Origin of the sequence: Streptomyces sp. 2P-4 (genome assembly GCF_030167965.1) — a bacterium.
Classification (GTDB): Bacteria; Actinomycetota; Actinomycetes; order Streptomycetales; family Streptomycetaceae; genus Streptomyces; species Streptomyces globosus_A.
In genome coordinates this window covers 4,555,580-4,570,429 of sequence record NZ_CP095011.1, presented here as the reverse complement: position 1 = coordinate 4,570,429, position 14,850 = coordinate 4,555,580, and the positions used below count along the sequence as shown (strand labels likewise).

15 protein-coding genes are annotated in these 14,850 nt (G+C 75.7%); 5 read left to right on the top strand and 10 right to left on the bottom strand.

The window, feature by feature from the left end; genetic code table 11:
* Positions 1-63 precede the first annotated feature (63 nt).
* The 3 genes from MUK52_RS20190 to MUK52_RS20180 all read right to left on the bottom strand — a co-directional run bounded on the left by MUK52_RS20190 (position 64) and on the right by MUK52_RS20180 (position 4,201).
* Positions 64-1,641, bottom strand: coding sequence for an alkaline phosphatase family protein (locus MUK52_RS20190; protein WP_502963587.1), 1,578 nt, complete (start codon positions 1,639-1,641; stop codon positions 64-66).
* A 303-nt stretch (positions 1,642-1,944) separates the two neighbouring features.
* The gene (locus MUK52_RS20185; protein ID WP_114057684.1) at positions 1,945-2,712 is read right to left on the bottom strand and encodes a hypothetical protein; all 768 of its coding nucleotides are present in this window, start codon (positions 2,710-2,712) and stop codon (positions 1,945-1,947) included.
* 322 nt (positions 2,713-3,034) lie between these two features.
* The gene (locus MUK52_RS20180; protein WP_284578865.1) at positions 3,035-4,201 is read right to left on the bottom strand and encodes an ROK family transcriptional regulator; all 1,167 of its coding nucleotides are present in this window, start codon (positions 4,199-4,201) and stop codon (positions 3,035-3,037) included.
* Between the two features lie 56 nt (positions 4,202-4,257).
* Here MUK52_RS20180 and MUK52_RS20175 point away from each other — a divergent pair, with 56 nt between their 5' ends.
* Together MUK52_RS20175 and MUK52_RS20170 are read left to right on the top strand one after the other, a co-directional pair.
* On the top strand, positions 4,258-5,403 hold the full coding sequence (locus MUK52_RS20175; RefSeq protein WP_114058932.1) for a Gfo/Idh/MocA family protein: 1,146 nt from the start codon (positions 4,258-4,260) through the stop codon (positions 5,401-5,403).
* A gap of 34 nt (positions 5,404-5,437) precedes the next feature.
* A complete protein-coding gene (locus MUK52_RS20170; protein ID WP_284578862.1) occupies positions 5,438-6,652 on the top strand; it encodes an ALF repeat-containing protein in 1,215 nt (404 codons plus the stop codon).
* Between the two features lie 100 nt (positions 6,653-6,752).
* On the opposite strand, the gene MUK52_RS20165 is transcribed toward MUK52_RS20170, so the two are convergent.
* The 4 genes from MUK52_RS20165 to MUK52_RS20150 form a co-directional block, all read right to left on the bottom strand.
* The gene (locus MUK52_RS20165) at positions 6,753-7,610 is read right to left on the bottom strand and encodes a fumarylacetoacetate hydrolase family protein (RefSeq protein ID WP_114057687.1); all 858 of its coding nucleotides are present in this window, start codon (positions 7,608-7,610) and stop codon (positions 6,753-6,755) included.
* 159 nt (positions 7,611-7,769) lie between these two features.
* Positions 7,770-8,492, bottom strand: a complete 723-nt coding sequence (locus MUK52_RS20160; RefSeq protein ID WP_284578860.1) for a YidC/Oxa1 family membrane protein insertase — start codon at positions 8,490-8,492, stop codon at positions 7,770-7,772.
* A 128-nt stretch (positions 8,493-8,620) separates the two neighbouring features.
* Positions 8,621-8,968: a DUF6412 domain-containing protein gene (locus MUK52_RS20155; protein WP_428985501.1), complete on the bottom strand. Its 348-nt coding sequence runs from the start codon at positions 8,966-8,968 to the stop codon at positions 8,621-8,623.
* A 57-nt stretch (positions 8,969-9,025) separates the two neighbouring features.
* Positions 9,026-9,841, bottom strand: a complete 816-nt coding sequence (locus MUK52_RS20150) for a class E sortase (RefSeq protein WP_284581739.1) — start codon at positions 9,839-9,841, stop codon at positions 9,026-9,028.
* A 68-nt stretch (positions 9,842-9,909) separates the two neighbouring features.
* On the opposite strand from MUK52_RS20150, the gene MUK52_RS20145 reads away from it, so the two are divergent.
* Positions 9,910-10,908, top strand: a complete 999-nt coding sequence (locus MUK52_RS20145) for an SEC-C domain-containing protein (RefSeq protein ID WP_284578858.1) — start codon at positions 9,910-9,912, stop codon at positions 10,906-10,908.
* A 22-nt stretch (positions 10,909-10,930) separates the two neighbouring features.
* Here MUK52_RS20145 and MUK52_RS20140 read toward each other — a convergent pair whose 3' ends face one another.
* The 3 genes from MUK52_RS20140 to MUK52_RS20130 form a co-directional block, all read right to left on the bottom strand.
* On the bottom strand, positions 10,931-12,112 hold the full coding sequence (locus MUK52_RS20140; protein ID WP_114057690.1) for an MrcB family domain-containing protein: 1,182 nt from the start codon (positions 12,110-12,112) through the stop codon (positions 10,931-10,933).
* A 49-nt stretch (positions 12,113-12,161) separates the two neighbouring features.
* The gene (locus tag MUK52_RS20135; RefSeq protein ID WP_284578853.1) at positions 12,162-13,280 is read right to left on the bottom strand and encodes a hypothetical protein; all 1,119 of its coding nucleotides are present in this window, start codon (positions 13,278-13,280) and stop codon (positions 12,162-12,164) included.
* Positions 13,281-13,422: 142 nt separating this feature from the next.
* The gene (locus MUK52_RS20130) at positions 13,423-13,974 is read right to left on the bottom strand and encodes a GNAT family N-acetyltransferase (protein ID WP_246042700.1); all 552 of its coding nucleotides are present in this window, start codon (positions 13,972-13,974) and stop codon (positions 13,423-13,425) included.
* Between the two features lie 148 nt (positions 13,975-14,122).
* On the opposite strand from MUK52_RS20130, the gene MUK52_RS20125 reads away from it, so the two are divergent.
* Together MUK52_RS20125 and MUK52_RS20120 are read left to right on the top strand one after the other, a co-directional pair.
* Positions 14,123-14,299 carry a hypothetical protein gene (locus tag MUK52_RS20125; RefSeq protein WP_162793082.1) on the top strand — a complete coding sequence of 59 codons (177 nt, stop codon included), beginning with the start codon at positions 14,123-14,125 and terminating at the stop codon, positions 14,297-14,299.
* Positions 14,300-14,395: 96 nt separating this feature from the next.
* On the top strand, positions 14,396-14,701 hold the full coding sequence (locus MUK52_RS20120; RefSeq protein ID WP_114057692.1) for a hypothetical protein: 306 nt from the start codon (positions 14,396-14,398) through the stop codon (positions 14,699-14,701).
* The last annotated feature ends 149 nt before the right edge of the window (positions 14,702-14,850 follow it).

Sequence of the window (14,850 nt, the reverse complement as noted above, 5' to 3'; positions counted from 1 at the left end):
CGTCCCGGGGCGTCCACGGCGCGGGACGGACGGGGGGCCGACGGGAGGCGGACGGAGGGCGGCTCAGCCGAGGGTGACGTCGTCGACGGCCCAGTACCAGTTGTTGTCGCCGGCGTACCGGAAGCGGACCTGCACGTCGGTGGCGCCCTGCGGGATCCGCAGGGTGACCGCCTCGTTCCGGGCGACGGCGTCGGCCGTGTGGCTCTTCACCAGCACGGGGGCGGCGCCGTTGTAGGAGACGAGCACCTGGGCGGTCTGGCCGGCTTCGTGCCGGTAGTGCGACCGGTAGCGGAGGGTTGCCGTACTGCCGCCGGTGACGGGCCACTTGGGGGTGGCGAGCGTGGAGTCGAAGGTACCGGTGTGGGCCTTGTCGTCCCACTCGTCGGAGTCGGCGACGGCGAAGACGTCGCGGGAGCGTACGTTCAGCTCGCGCCACTGGTCGCGCTGGGACTGCGACCAGAACTCGTCGGTGGCAAAGGCCCATCCGGCCCACTCGGTCGTACCGCCGCTGCCCATGCGGGAGTTGTCTACGGACCAGCCGGGCGGCGGGGTGTGCGTGAAGCCCCTCGTGGCGGCCGGGATGCCCGTCTCGTCGACACGGGTGCGGAGTTGGGGGCGCAGCGCGTCGAAGGGGTCGCCGTCGGGGGTGCCGAGCGGTACGCCGTCGAGGCCCGCGGCGGAGACGCCGAGGTGGGCGAGGGCGGTGGCGGCGACGTCGACGGCGCGGACGTCGTGGCGGACGGAACCGGCCGGAATCCCGTCGCCCTTGGCGAGGACGAAGGTGCCGCGCTCGGCGGGTCCGGACCCGCCGTGGCCGCCGGACGGGGTGTGCCCGTGGTCGGTGGTGACCAGGATCGTCCAGTTCTCCTGCGCGAGCGTCGGGCGCTGTCCGACGGCGGCCAGGAGCTGTCCCACGAGGGCGTCGACCCGGGCGACCGCGTCCAGGTAGGCCTGGCTCGCGGCGCCGCTGGAGTGGCCGGCGGCGTCGATCTCGCCGAGGTAGACGAACGCGGCGTCGGGGTTCCCGCCGCGCAGCTCGGCGGCCGCCGCGGCGGCGACCTTGGGGTCCTCGCTGCGATAGCCGTCGCGGTCGCCCTTGAGGGAGAGCCGCTTGTCGACCTTCGCGGAGAAGATCGGACCGTTCTGGTCGGTGGAGGTGACCGGCTCCCAGTCGGCGGCCGCATACGTGTTGAGGTGCGGCGCGGAGTTCTCGACGCGGGTGAGGAAGTCCGGGTGGGCGGTGTAGTTCTTGCCGGTGAAGGAGTTGTCGCGGACGCCGTGCTTGTCCGGCCACACACCCGTCGCGACGGTCGACCAGCCCGGCCCGGAGGAGGTCGCGGCCATCGGGTTGGCGTAGAGGAGGCTCTCGGCGGTGAGGCCCTGCGCCATCAGGCCCTTCAGATGCGGGGCGGCGGCAGCCTTGACGCGGTCGAGGACGGCGCCGTCGAGGCCGATGACGAGCACCTTGGGCACGGGCGCCGCGGCGGTCCGCGCCGCCGCTTCCCTTGCGGCGGCCTCCGCGGCGGCCTTGGCGGCACCGGGCTCGGCGGCACCGGCGGGGTGGGCGGCGAAGGCGGCGGCGACCAGGGCGGCGGCCGCGGCCGTCGCCGCGGTGGCACGGCGTCCGGACAGCACAGACAACACGTACTCCTCCAGAAAGGCGGGGACGGGGGCGTTTCGAGGGAGCGGGACGGGCCGGTCACCCGACGGCCACCACGGCGTACCGTCCTCCACGCGTCCCCGGGCCCATGGGAGCCGGAGACGCGTGAAGGCATGCGGGCACACACCTCCCCCGCAGGACGCCCCCGCACGCCCCGGCACGCACGCCACGGCGGCGGCACCGGAACACGGCAGCGCGGCGCGGCTGGTGGAGCCGGGCAGAGCGGGTGGCGAGGGCCGGGCGGGTGGCGAGGGCCGGGCGGGTGGCGGGTCAGCGGGAGGCGGTCAGCGAGGCGCGGTGTGCAGGGGCTTGCGGCGCCGGAGGCGGCGGGATGCCAGGAGCAGGGCGGTGCCCGCGGTGAGTGCGGCAGCCGCCGTGGCCGCACCGTGGCGCTCCTGCGGGCCCGTGTGGGCGAGGGAGCCGGCCTGGACGCGGTCCCGCGGGGATTCGACCGTGAAGCGGTAGCCGCCGGCCTCGCCGACCCAGTCGCCGTCGTCGCCGCGCCGCTGGACGACGGCGGCGTCCGCGACGACCTCGCCCGTGGGCGCGTCGGGCGCGAAGGCCAGGTGGACCGTGACGGTCAGGGAGCCGCCGGCCGCAAGGGTGTAGCCGGAGAAGGCGTCGCCGCCGTCGAAGACGGCGATGATCTCGTCGCGGTCGCTCTCCTCCAGGCTGACGGGCAGAGTGCCCTCGGGGGTGTCGAAGTCCATCCGGAGGTGGTCGGCGCGCAGGACGCGCGCCTCGTCCGACAGCACCACGACGGGGTGGATGGCCGTGCACCGGCTCGCGGTGGTGTTGGTCAGGTCCAGGAACCAGCTCTGCGCGCCGCCGCCGGTGCGGTAGACGGACGGGCCGCCGCGGATCCGCGCGCCGATGGGGAAGGCGGTGCTCTTGCCGTCGCCGCAGGTGGCGCGGGCCCGGGAGGGGAGCGCGGGGGCGGGGCGGGCGCCGCTGCCGTTTCCGACGTCCGCCGCGGCGGGCGCTGCGGCGGCGGCCGGGGCGACCACGGCCGCCAGGAGGGCGGAGAGGGCAAGGGCTTTGCGCAGTCGCATGGCTGACCTTCGCTTCGCTGCTCGCCGGACGGGCTGACGGTCGGACGAGGCGACAATCACCACGGCCTGCACCGCACGTTCCCACGCGCGCGATGCAGTGCCGCCAGTGCCGCGCCCGGGCCGACCCCTTTCCGCCTGTTCGGCCCACAGGCGGCCGTCAGGTCCCGGCCGGGAGACGGTTCCTGACTTGGCGCCGGATCCTGACCCGGGCGCCGGATCCCGACCGGGCGCCGGCTCGTTCCCGGCCGCCAGGCGCGCCCGGCTGCCAGGGCGTGCCCGGCTGCCAGGTCCTCGGCGGCGCCGGTCTCCTCACCCCCCGCCGTCATGCCGTACGGCCGAACAGCGGCGCCAGGGCCAGTTCCGCCGCGCCCTCCGCCACGCCCGCGCGGGCGGTTGCGACCTCGGGGGCGGGGCCGCCGAAGGCACGGGCGGCCAGGGCTCGCCGGACTCCCGCCGTGAACACCTCCGGCGCCTGCTCCACCACCCGTCCGCCCAGCCACACCCGGTCGGCGTCGAGCAGGGCGACGGCGTTCGCGGCGCCCTCGCCGAGGATCCGGGCCGCCTCGGGCAGGTCCCCGCGGGCCACGGCCGCCAGGCACAGCACCTCGGCACAGCCGCGGCCGCCGCAGCGGCAGGGCGGCCCGTCGAGCAGCAGCACCTGGTGCCCGAACTCCCCCGCGGCGGACCGGGGCCCGCGGTGGACCTCGCCGCCGAGCCGGATGCCCGCGCCGAGGCCGGTGCCGAGGTGCAGGTAGAGGGAGGTTCCGGAGTCGGGGCCGGAGGCGGCGGCGCCCGCGTTGGTGTCCTTGTCCAGCACCACGGGCGGGCCCCAGCGCCGGCTTCCGTCCCCGTCTCCGTCTCCGTCTCCGTCTCCGTCTCCGTTCCCGGGCCGCAGCCGGTCCGCGACGGCCTGCCGCAGCGGGTGCCCCTCCCACTGCGGGTGGCCCGTGACCCGCCCCATCACGCCGGTGCGCCAGTCGAGCGGCCCCGGCGCGGCGAGCCCGACGCCGGCGAGGGCCTGCGCCCCGGCGGGTCCGGCCAGCCGGTGGACGGCGCGGGCGACGGCGGCGGCGACCGCGTCCGGGCCGGCCGCGAAGTCCAGGGGGGTGCGGAGCCGGTCGACGACGGTGCCCGCCAGGTCGACCCGTACGGCATGGAGTTCGTCCCGGTCGGCGTGCACGCCGACCGCGTGCCGGGCGTCCGCGGCGAGCCGCAGCAGGGTGCGCGGCTTGCCGCCGGTGGAGGCGCCGCGGCCGGCGTCCGCGACGAAGCCCTCGGCGCGCAGCCGGGCCGTGATCTTGCTGACGGCCTGCGGGGTGAGGCCCGTACGGGAGGCCAGGTCGGCGCGGCCGAGGCCGGCGGGGCCGGCGGCGCGGAGGAGGCCGAGGACGAGGGCGTCGTTGTGGCCGCGGAGGGCGCCCAGGTTCGCGCCGGGCAGGTTCCGGCTGGTCCTGCTGGTGTCGGTCGGGGTGACGCTGCCTCGTTCCACCAGGCCATTGTCCCCCTTCCTTGCACTTAGGCAACACTGTTGCCAAAGTGGACGGCATGAACGCCACCGCCCCGGACTCCGCCCCCTCCCCCGCCCCCTCGTCCCCCGCGTCCCGCCACGCCGGCCGGGGGCCGCTCCGCGTCGGCCTCGTCGGCTACGGCCTCGCCGGGTCCGTCTTCCACGCCCCGCTGGTCGCCGCGGCCGAGGGGCTCGTCCTCGACACCGTCGTCACCTCCGATCCGGCGCGCCGGGCGCAGGCCGAGGAGGAGTACCCCGGTGTGCGGGTGACGGCGTCCGCCGAGGAGCTGTGGAGCGGCGGCAGCGCCGTCGACCTGGTCGTCGTCGCCTCCCCGAACAAGACGCACGTCCCGCTCGCGACGGCGGCGCTGTCCGCCGGCGTCCCCGTCGTCGTCGACAAGCCGCTCGCCGGGACGGCCGCGGAGGCCCGCGAGCTCGCCGGGCTCGCCGACCGGACGGGCACGTTCCTGTCGGTGTTCCAGAACCGCCGCTGGGACAACGACTTCCTGACGGTGCGCCGCATCGTCGCAGACGGCGAACTGGGCGAGGTCCAGCGCTTCGAGTCCCGCTTCGAGCGGTGGCGCCCGCAGCTCAAGGGCGGCTGGCGCGAGTCCGGCGCGCCTGAGGAGATCGGCGGCCTGCTGTACGACCTGGGCAGCCACGTCGTGGACCAGGCTCTGGTCCTGTTCGGGCCGGCCGCCTCCGTGTACGCGGAGACGGACGTGCGCCGGCCGGGCGCCGAGGCGGACGACGACACGTTCATCGCGATCACGCACGAGAGCGGCGTCCGCTCGCACCTCTACGTCAGTGCGACCGCCGCGCAGCTCGGTCCGCGCTTCCGCGTCCTCGGCTCCCGCGCCGGGTACGTCAAGTACGGCCTGGACCCGCAGGAGGCCGCCCTGCGCGACGGCCACCGGCCCGGGAACACCGGCGCCCCGTGGGGTGTGGAGCCGGAGCACCTGTGGGGCCGGCTGGGGTCCGGGGAGTCCCCGGCTACCGGCGGCGGGACGCCGGTGCCGACACTGCCCGGCGACTACCCGGCGTACTACGCGGCCGTGGCGGCGGCGCTGCGCGACGGGGGGCCGGCGCCGGTGAGCGCGCACGAGGCGGCGCAGTGCCTGGCGGTGCTGGAGGCCGCGCGGGTCTCCTCCCGGGACGGGGTGACCGTATCCTTCGAAAACTGAAGATGATCACACGTGTGAAGAACGGACTGTTTCTGTGAAGCTGCCCCGGATCGCCTCGATCGTGGCGACGGCCGCGACGGCCGCGATGGCCCCGGCCGTCCTGATCGCCTCGCCGGCCTTCGCCGTCGGCGCCACGACCACGGCGCCGGGCCTGCCGGCGTCCCCGACCGCCCCCGACACCTCCCCGGGCACCGACGGCCCGACGGCGCCGAAGCCCGACGAGGACCCGCAGGCCGCGAAGGACCGGGCCGCGATCCAGGCCATCCTCGCGGATCCGGCGAGCGGGCGGGGCGTCCGCGAGGCCGCCGAGAAGGCGCTGAAGGGGACGGCCGCGGACATGCGGCACTTCCTGGAAGTGGAGTGGGCCCGGGAGCAGTTGGAGGACGACCGGGTGCGCGTCGCGCAGATCGGGGAGGCCGGCGGCAAGGCGGTGCGCGCGGCGGCCGACAAGGCGCTGGACGCCAACACGCGCGAGGCCATCGCGGAGTTCCTGCAGAACGGGCAGCACACCGCCCGTTTCGAGGACGACAAGGTCGAGCTGGTGAAGATGCTGAAGGGCGCCGGCCCGGGCATCACCAAGGCGGTCAACAAGCTGCTGGACGGCGGGACGCGGGAGGAGGTCCGCGCGTTCGTCGCGACCGGGCAGCACACGGTCCGCGCCGAGGACGACCGGGGCGTGCTGCTGGGCGCGCTGAAGGACGCCGGGCCGAGCCTGAAGGCGGCCATCATCGCGCTGCTGGAGAAGAACCCCACCCCGGCGGAGCTGCGCACCTTCGTCACGAGCACCCAGCACGAGCTGCGCGACGCCGACAACACCGCCCTGATCCGGGCCATGCTCGCCGATGCCGGGCCGGAGCTGAAGAAGGCCGCGAACGCCGCCCTGAAGGGAACGCCCGCGGACCGCGCCGAGTTCCTCGCGACCGGGCAGCACACGGCCCGCGACAAGGACAAGGCCGCGGGCGGCGGCAGCGGCGGCGGGGGCAAGGACGGCGGTGGCAAGGGCGGCTCCGACACCGGGAACGGCGCCGGCGCCGACGGCTCGGGCGCCGGCTCGGGTTCCGGCGGCGCGAACGGCACGACGAGCAGCAGCAACAACGCCACTCCGGCCGGCGGCACGGGCCCGCTCGCGAGCACCGGCGCGAACGCCCAGCTCGCGGTCGCGGCAGGAGCCGGAGCCGCCGCCCTGGGCGCGGGCGCCGGCCTGCTGGTCGCCGCAAGCCGCCGCCGCGCCGCGGAAGCCGCGCGCTGACACGGGCGCCCCGGCCCCCGGGCCCGGCCCGGGGGCCGGGGCCGGGGGCCGGGGGCCGGGGCCGGGGCCGGGGGCCGGGGCGCCCGTGCGGCCTCGGGGGTCAGGCGTCCTTGAACTCCTGCCGCTGCCGCCCCAGCCCGTCGATCTCCAGCTCGACGACGTCGCCGGCCCGCAGGTACGGCTTCGGCTCCGGCCGGCCCATCGCCACGCCCCCCGGCGTGCCCGTGATGACCACGTCGCCGGGGTGCAGCGTCATGAACCGGCTCAGGTAGTGCACGACCTCGCCGACGGGGAAGATCTGGTCGGCGGTGGTGCCGTCCTGCCGGAGCTCCCCGTTCACCCACAGCCGGACGCCGAGGGCCTGCGGGTCCGGGATCTCGTCGGCGGTGGCGAGCCACGGGCCGACCGGGGTGAACGTCTCGCAGTTCTTGCCCTTGTCCCAGGTGCCGCCGCGCTCGATCTGGAACTCGCGCTCCGAGACGTCGTTGACGAGGACGTACCCGGCGACGTGCGCCAGGCCCTCCTCCGCGGACTCCAGGTACCGGGCGGTGCTGCCGATGACGACTCCGAGCTCGGCCTCCCAGTCCGTCTTCACGCTGCCGCGCGGAATCAGCACGGTGTCGTCGGGGCCGACGACCGTGTCGGCGGCCTTCAGGAACAGGATCGGCTCGGCCGGCGGCTCCGCCCCGATCTCGGCGGCGTGCCCGAAGTAGTTCAGCCCGATACCCACGATCTTGCCGATGCGGCCCAGCGGGGCGCCGGTCCGCAGCCCCTCCGGGTCGAGCACCGGAAGGGACCCGGCCTCCACCGCGGCGCGCACCCGGGACAGGGCGCAGTCGTCGGCGAGGAGGGCGCCGTCCACGTCGGCGACCAGGCCGGACAGGTCGCGCAGGATCCCGTCCTGGTCGAGGACTGCGGGGCGCTCCGCCCCGACCGGTCCGACACGCAGCAGCTTCATGGGCATTCTCCCGTGGTCGTGGGTGGTCGGCCCATGGGCGTGCCCCGGGCCGGACGATGGGGTGCGGCCATCGGAGGATTGGTCGATCCTCCAAGAACCCCGTTCCGCCCGCAAGCCCCTGTTCACGGACTGGAACGCCGCCCCGCCGCCCGGGCGCCTTCAGGTGCGCCGGTCCGCCGCAGGCCCGCCGGCCGCCGCCGTCCCGACGGCGGCAAGGCGGTCCCGGCGGTGCTCCAGCCATGCGCGCTCGGCGACCGACCATGCTGTGGTGGCGGCCAGGTACAGCCCGGCGGCCAGCGGCACGACGGCGGCCGTCACCAGCGTCCCGAAGGACAGCAGCGGCAGCACGCCGCCCAGCCGGCGCATCGCCTCCTGCTGCTCGGCGGTCAGCTCCGGCACCGCCGCCGCGGAACGGCCCGCGGCAGCCCTGGCCCGCACCGGCACAGCCTTGCCCCGCACCGGCGCCGCGGCGGCAGCCGCGGCAGCCGCGGCTCGCCGCCCGCGCACCGTGCTCCACGCGGCGACGGCGGCGATCACCGCGAACAGCACGAGGTACACCAGCCCCTGCGCGCCGAACAGGCCGCCCTCCCCCAGGGCACCGGCCCACGTCCCGCCGAGCGGCGCCGCGAACAGGCGGTGCCCCAACAGCTCCCCCGACGTGGTGAACGCCTGGTACATGAGGAAGAACACCGGCAGCTGGAGCAGCACCGGCAGGCAGCCGGCCACCGGGGTGGCGCCCTTGAAGGCGGCCCTGTTCAGGGGATGCAGGGCGAGCCGTACGAGGACGGTGAACAGCACGATCGCGGCAGCGGTCGCGGATTCGGCCAGCACCGGCTCCAGGAGCCGGCCCAACTCGACAACAACACGGGTGAAAACGGACACGCGGGCCCTCCGAGGGGTCTCGTCGAACGTCGAAGTGGTGCATTTCGGCGTGACGAGCCACGCGGGGCGCGACAGCGGAAGCGGGTGGTGCGAAGGCGATCCGGGGTGGTGGTGCGCTGTGCGCGCCCCTACGCGGCCGTCGGGACGAGACGGCCGGGTGCCCTCGGCCGCGACCGGCCGGAGGCGTCGGGATCGCGCTGCGGCAGGAACGCCGTGCGCTGCTCGCGATCACGGATCGCTGTGCGTATTCGGTGCGGCGGCACGGGCCGCACCAGGCGCGCCGCGAGGGCGGCGGCGCCCACGGACACGGCGGCGGCGGTCGCCGCGAGGGCGACGACGACGGCACCCTGCCCGCCCTGCCCGGCGATCAGCCCGAGGACGCCGGCGAACAGCAGCAGGGGCGCGAGGCGCGCGGCGGCGCCGGCGAAGGCCGCGAGCAGCGCCCGGAACGAGCCCGCCCGGCGCGAGCTGTCCAGCCCGTCCACGTCAACCGCCCCCTCTCCCCCACACATGGTGCGTACTGGTGATCGATCCTACCCAGCCGTACCGACAACGCCCCGGCCCCCGGATCGGTTCCCGGCGAGCACCCCCCACACGACGAGCCGGTACCGGGAGCTGTACTCGGGCGTGCAGGTGGTCAGGGTGATGTACGCGCCGGGCTCGGTGTACCCGTACCCCGGCCGGACCGCGCTCCGCGGTACCGGGGCGATCACGCCGGTGTCGCGCGGCGCCGTCTCGGGCAGGATGCGGTCGACGGTGTACGCGTACCGCCGCCCCCGGACCTCGACGACGAGCTCGTCGCCGGGCCGCAGCCGATTCACGTACCTAAACGGCTCCCCGTGCGTGTTGCGGTGCCCGGCCAGTGCGAAGTTGCCCTGCGCGCCGGGCTCGGCGGTCCCGGGGTAGTGGCCGGCGTACCCCTTGTCGAGCACGCTCCGCTTGTCGATCCCGCGCGCGACGGGCACCGCCACCCCGAGCCGCGGAATGCGCAGCACCCCGTACGCCGCCCCGTCCCGCGACCGGTCGGCGGCTCCGCCCGCACCGACAGCCTCCGACGGCGACGGCGACGCCGCCGCCGGCGCCCCGGACGGCTCCGGGGACGCGAGCGACTCCGCAGCCGCCCCGGCACCCGCCCCCGGGCCAGGCACCGTCCGCCAGGCCTCTTCCAGCGCGGCGACCCGCCGCCCTGCGGCCGCCGCGGCCTGCCGGTTCGTCCACCACACCTGGTGCACCACCAGCAACAACAGCACCACACCCACGGTGACGGTCAACTCGGCGGCCGCCCACAGCACCCGCGCGAGACCGCCCCGGCGCGAGCGCCCGCCGCGCCCCTGCACCACCACACGCATGTGATCCCGCACGGGGCGCACCTTAAGACCTCCCCCGCCAACAGACCAGCGGCAGTACGGTGTGAACCATGCGCCCCGACACGCCTGCAGAGCACATCGCCGAAGCCGAGCGCCTGATCCGCACGGCGACCCGCTACCCCGAGGACCAGGAGCCCCTGCTGCTCCAGGCCGCCGCCCACCTGGAACTGGCCGACGCACGCGAACGGGCGAGCGCCCTCTACGACCGCCTCCTCGCGGGCGAGCCGGCCGACCCGTACCTGATCAAGGCGCTCCAGGCGGCAAACCTGTGGGAGTACGGGCACGAGCCGGAGGCCCGCGCCCTCATCCAGGGCATCCGCGCCGCGTCCCCCGCGGACCCGGCGCCCTGGGAGGTCATCGCCGAGGCCCTCGAAGCCCACGACGAGCTGGCCGCGTCCGAGGAGTGCTTCACCCAGGCGGCCACGCTCCTGATCTCGGAGGACGCCCCCCTCACCCCGGCGACGACGGCGCTGCTGACCGGCCGGCACCGCGTCCGCCGCCTCCTCGGACTGCCGCACGACGACTGGGACATGGTCGCGGACACCCGCCACACCGGCCCGATCCCGCTGGACGAACTGCACGACCCCAAGCGCATCTGGGCCCTCGGCTCCGACGACCCGGCCGAGCTCCGCGCCGAGATCGCCCGCCTCCGCGCGGAACTGGGCGACCGCCGAGCGGCCCTGTCCCGCCCGTTCCCGGTGGCGATCCTGCACTGGCCGCAGCGCGAGCTGGCCGAACTCCTGACGGGCTACCCGACGCTGGCGTCGGAGTACCCCTCGCACGAGGCGCACCTGGCCCAGGTGGAGGCCTCGCTGCGCGCCCTGGCCGCCTCGGGCACGACGAACCTCGGCATCGTCACGGCGAGCGTCCCGTCGTACGAGGCGTTCGCGGCGTCGGAGAAGACCTCCCCGGCGTCCCCGTCCCTCCTCCCGGAGTACGCGACGACCCTGGCGGCCCGAGGCAAGGCCACCTCCTGGCCCCCGCCCCCGAACGCCCCGTGCTGGTGCACGTCCACCAAGCCCTACTCGGAATGCCACGGCGCCACGTAGGAGCGCGGCCAGCAGGGGGCCGTCAGTCGACCATGCCCCAGGCGGCTGCGGTTGGGGTGCCGGCCCAGCCGTCGGCGGTCTGCCAGATCGCTGCGATGCCCTGGTCCTCAAGGTAGGGCGCGAACACGCCGATGTCCTCGGAGAAGAGGGCGATCAGGTGAGGTACGGGGAGCTTCTTCTCCCTGTACAGGAAGTAGCTGTATTCGCGGAGTTGCCCGATCGCCTCCCGTACGGCGGCGTCCGCGCGGCCCCTACGCACAACCTTCGCCTCGACCAGCCACTCCGGCCCGTCCGGCGTCGGCGCCTGTCCCGCGTCGGACTGCTGGAGGGTCAGGTCCTTCGGGTGGACGTGCTGGTTGTTCGGCGTGTAGTCCCGCTTGCTGATGTACGCAGCGAAGTCCTTGATCAGTTCTTCGTGCTTTCGGCTCTTCACCTGCTGATGGGCAGCGATGTGGGCGATGTAGTCGCTGCTGTCACGAGGCTTGAAGCCTGCCGGACGCACCCCAGGCGCCGGCGAGGCCGTCGCGGCCCCCGCGGTGCTCGGCTCGGAGGACTGCCCGCCCTCCTCGCCGGATGTCCGCTGCTGCGGCAGGACCGGCACGTCGAGTTCGTCCTCGTCCCGCGCGGCCCGCCACGCGGATTCTGCTGCGGCGGCCCGCTGGAGGAGGCTCGTGGCCACGCGCAGGTCCTGCTGCAACTCCTCCTCCGGCGGCATATTGGCAATCTCGTACCGGCGCGCGGCCACGCTCGCCGCTGCATAGGCCTCCGGCCGCTTCCCACCGCCCAGTGCCGGCCTGTGGTTCCAGTCCTCGGCGAGCGAGGGCGGGAGGGCAGCGGCAAGCCGCGCCGCATGACGCCGCAGGTGCGCCAGGAACGGCTGCTTGTTTTTGATCTTTTCGCTGAGTTCCGTGACCCCCTGCTGGAGTGTCAGGGTCACCGAGGTCAAGTCCGTGCTGAAGATGTAGGCGAGGTACAGGTCCCTCTTCGGGTTGGTGTTGATCGCCTTGTCGAAGACGCCGATCCAGGGCGAGGCTGCGGCAGTCGTTTGTCCTCCGTACCCGGCGACCATGAGCCCCTCAGGCAGTCCCAGGTCAGCACGCTTGGCCACGTCCCGCAAGACCCGCTGGCCAGGCACATGAGTCCGCGTGCCGGCCTTCGGGTCGTACGTGTCGGCCACCTCAAGGAGCAGAGCTCGGATCGTCATGGCATGAAGCTATGCAAATCACAGCACGAGTCAATCCATTTCGATCACTTCACGTCGCCACCTGAACGGGGGCGCCACCCTCCTCCCTGTCAAATAGCAGCAGTTGGTGGTGGCTGCGCAACGCCGCCGTCGGTGGGGTGGGGCGGGGGGTGGCCAGGGTCAGGAGGGTGCGGATCGCCGATGTGACCTGGGTCGGGGTGTCGCGGACCATCGACGGGGTCGCGCTCACCACCAGGATGCCGTGGGCCTCCAGGCGCAGGCGGCGGCGGAGTGTGGCCTGCCAGGCGTCGCGCGTGTAGTGGTACTCCGCGGAGTCGATCTCCAGGGCCACGCCCTCGTCGGGCCAGTACGCGTCCGGAGCTGCGAGGAAGGCGCCGTCCGCGGTGTAGAGGCGGGCGTTCCACAGCGGCGGCGGGAGGCCGGCCGCGGTGAGGGCTTCGCGGGCCTGCGCCTCGGCGGGCGAGCGGACCCCGGCGAGGAGCTCGGCCGCGGCGGCGCGGACCTGCGGGTGGCGCAGGAGGCGGGCGGTGCGGAGTTCGGCGTGCAAATCCTGCGGGTGGCACCAGCCCGACTGGACGACGCGGGCCAGGACCGCGCGGAGCTGCTGCGGGTCGGTGGCGCGGGCTGCGTAGTCGGCGGCGGCCCGGACCGGGCGGGTGCTCGGGACGCCGGCGACCGTGATCGTCTGCGGCCAGCGCGCCGTCGGGAGCGTACGGACCTCCGGGGTCCCCGCCGGGCGGCGCGGGCTGCGGACCAGCACGTCGGCCGGGGTGCGGGGCGCCTCGGGGATGCCGAGCAGGGACAGGGCGGCGCCGCCGGTCAGGGCCGCGGTGTCGCCGGAGAGCGGGTCGGAGGCCGGGTCGGCGGCGTACAGGACGGCACCGAGGGCGCGTTGGCGGTGGTCGGGGGGGCCGGTCTGCAGGAGGTAGACGCGGGGCAGCAGCCGCTGCCAGGGGCCGCCGGGCCGACTGCGGGAGGCGATGGTTCCGGCGGGGATCCCGGACGCCGTGAGCTGCCTCCGGGTGGCCAGCCGGAGCTGGCGGCGGAAGCACGGCGCCGGCGCGGGTGCGGGTGCGGGTGCGTTCGGGGGGCGCCGCCGGGGCTGTACGGGCTTACGGGCCTGGGCGGTGTACGGGTGCGGGTGCGTGGGCGTGTGCGGTGTGATCATGCCGCGGGTATGCCCCGGGGCGGGCGGGCGGACACCGCAGCCGGCGGCCTGTGGTGTGCCCGGGGGGCGGACCACCGCCGTCGGCCGAGGCCGGGCCGTCACGAGCCCGCAGGGCGGCGCCGCCGGCCGCGGCGCGCCGCGGTCACGGCCCGGCGGCGCCCGGGTGGTGCGGCGCCAGGAAGACGACGACCGCGGTGCGCTCCGGCGCCCCCGGCAGCGGGGCCACCTCGTGCCAGCCCAGGCGGCGGTACGTGGCCACCGTGTCGGTGGCGACGCGGGAGGTCAGCAGCCAGGCGCGGCCGTCCGGGGCATCGGCGGTGATCTCGGCGAGGAGGGCGCGGCCGGTGCCGCGGCCGCGCGCGAAGGGGCGTACGGCGAGCTCGTCGACCTCCAGCGCGCCCGTCAGCAGCCGGCGGACGCGGGCCGGGCCGAGCTGGGCGGCGACGTGCCCGTACGCGCGGCCTGCGGGGAAGTCCGCCGGGGTCAGCCAGGCCGTGGCGAAGCCGTCGACGCCCGCCTCGGACTGGGCGAGCGCCGTACGGAAGCCGTGGCGTCGGCTGTCCGCGCGCAGGCGCGGACCGAAGCGGCGAATGGTTTCTGCGTCCTCGTTCCACGGCGGGGCGGAGAACACCTCCGCGTACGCGTCGACCAGTTCGTCGACGAGGTCGAGGACGGCCTCTCCGTAACAGATCACGATGTCCCGGCCTCTCTGGAGGGAGTGGGAGGAGGCGACTGTACGCCCGCGCGGGCCGCGCGACGCGTTCCGTACAGATCCGGAGAGTGTGTGGCAAATCCCCCGGTCCGAACGCGTGTCGGCAGGCCCGGCAGCGCGTTGAGCAGGCGTGGACAGACTGCTGCGGATCGCGGGGCGGTGCGCGCTCGCGTTCCTGCTCGTGCTGGGTGTGGTGGCGCTGCTGCCGCGGACGGTGCAGGACGCCGTACCGGACGGGGTGGTCGGCGGCGCCGTGCTGGTGCTCGGGGCGGTGGGGGCCCGGCGGGCGGTCAAGCCGCCGCGTTAGCCTCGGGGCGGGGCCCGGCTGCGGCTGCGGGCTTCTGCGGGCGTCCCCACGACACGGCGTACGACGGCGTACGGAATTCGAGCGAGGGAGTTGGACATGGCGCGGGTACGGGTACCGAGTGCTGCGATGGCGGCCGCCGGGCTGGTCGGCGGGTACGCCGCCGCCCGCTGGAGCGGGAAGCGGCCGCTGGGCGGTGTCGTCCTCGGCGCGGCCGGGCTGGCGGCGGGGCGCGAGTGGCACCGCAGCGGAGGCGTGCCCGCGGCGGCGGGCCTCGGCGCGCTGTACGTGGCCGGCTTCGCCGGCGCGCACCCGCTGGCGAAGAAGGTCGGCGCCTGGCCGGCGGTCTTCGGCGCGGCCGCGGTCGTCTCCACGGCGGCGTGGCTCGTCTCCGACCGCCACTGACGGCCGACGGCCTGCCCGGGCGAGCCGTGCGCGAGCCGTGGGCGAGCCGTGGGCGAGCCGTGGGCGAGCCGTGGGCGAGCCGTGCGCGGGGTCCGCGGGGCGCAGCCCCGCCGGCCCCGCGGTCCCGGCCGCCGGCCCCGCCGAGCGTC

Excerpts from the sequence above, each read along its gene's own strand:
- MUK52_RS20140 (WP_114057690.1), bottom strand. The coding sequence starts at position 12,112 with ATGACGATCCGAGCTCTGCTCCTTGAGGTGGCCGACACGTACGACCCG.
- MUK52_RS20135 (WP_284578853.1), bottom strand. The coding sequence starts at position 13,280 with ATGATCACACCGCACACGCCCACGCACCCGCACCCGTACACCGCCCAG.
- MUK52_RS20120 (WP_114057692.1), top strand. The coding sequence starts at position 14,396 with ATGGCGCGGGTACGGGTACCGAGTGCTGCGATGGCGGCCGCCGGGCTG.
- MUK52_RS20165 (WP_114057687.1), bottom strand. The coding sequence starts at position 7,610 with ATGAAGCTGCTGCGTGTCGGACCGGTCGGGGCGGAGCGCCCCGCAGTC.
- MUK52_RS20145 (WP_284578858.1), top strand. The coding sequence starts at position 9,910 with ATGCGCCCCGACACGCCTGCAGAGCACATCGCCGAAGCCGAGCGCCTG.
- MUK52_RS20185 (WP_114057684.1), bottom strand. The coding sequence starts at position 2,712 with ATGCGACTGCGCAAAGCCCTTGCCCTCTCCGCCCTCCTGGCGGCCGTG.
- MUK52_RS20150 (WP_284581739.1), bottom strand. The coding sequence starts at position 9,841 with ATGCGTGTGGTGGTGCAGGGGCGCGGCGGGCGCTCGCGCCGGGGCGGT.
- MUK52_RS20175 (WP_114058932.1), top strand. The coding sequence starts at position 4,258 with ATGAACGCCACCGCCCCGGACTCCGCCCCCTCCCCCGCCCCCTCGTCC.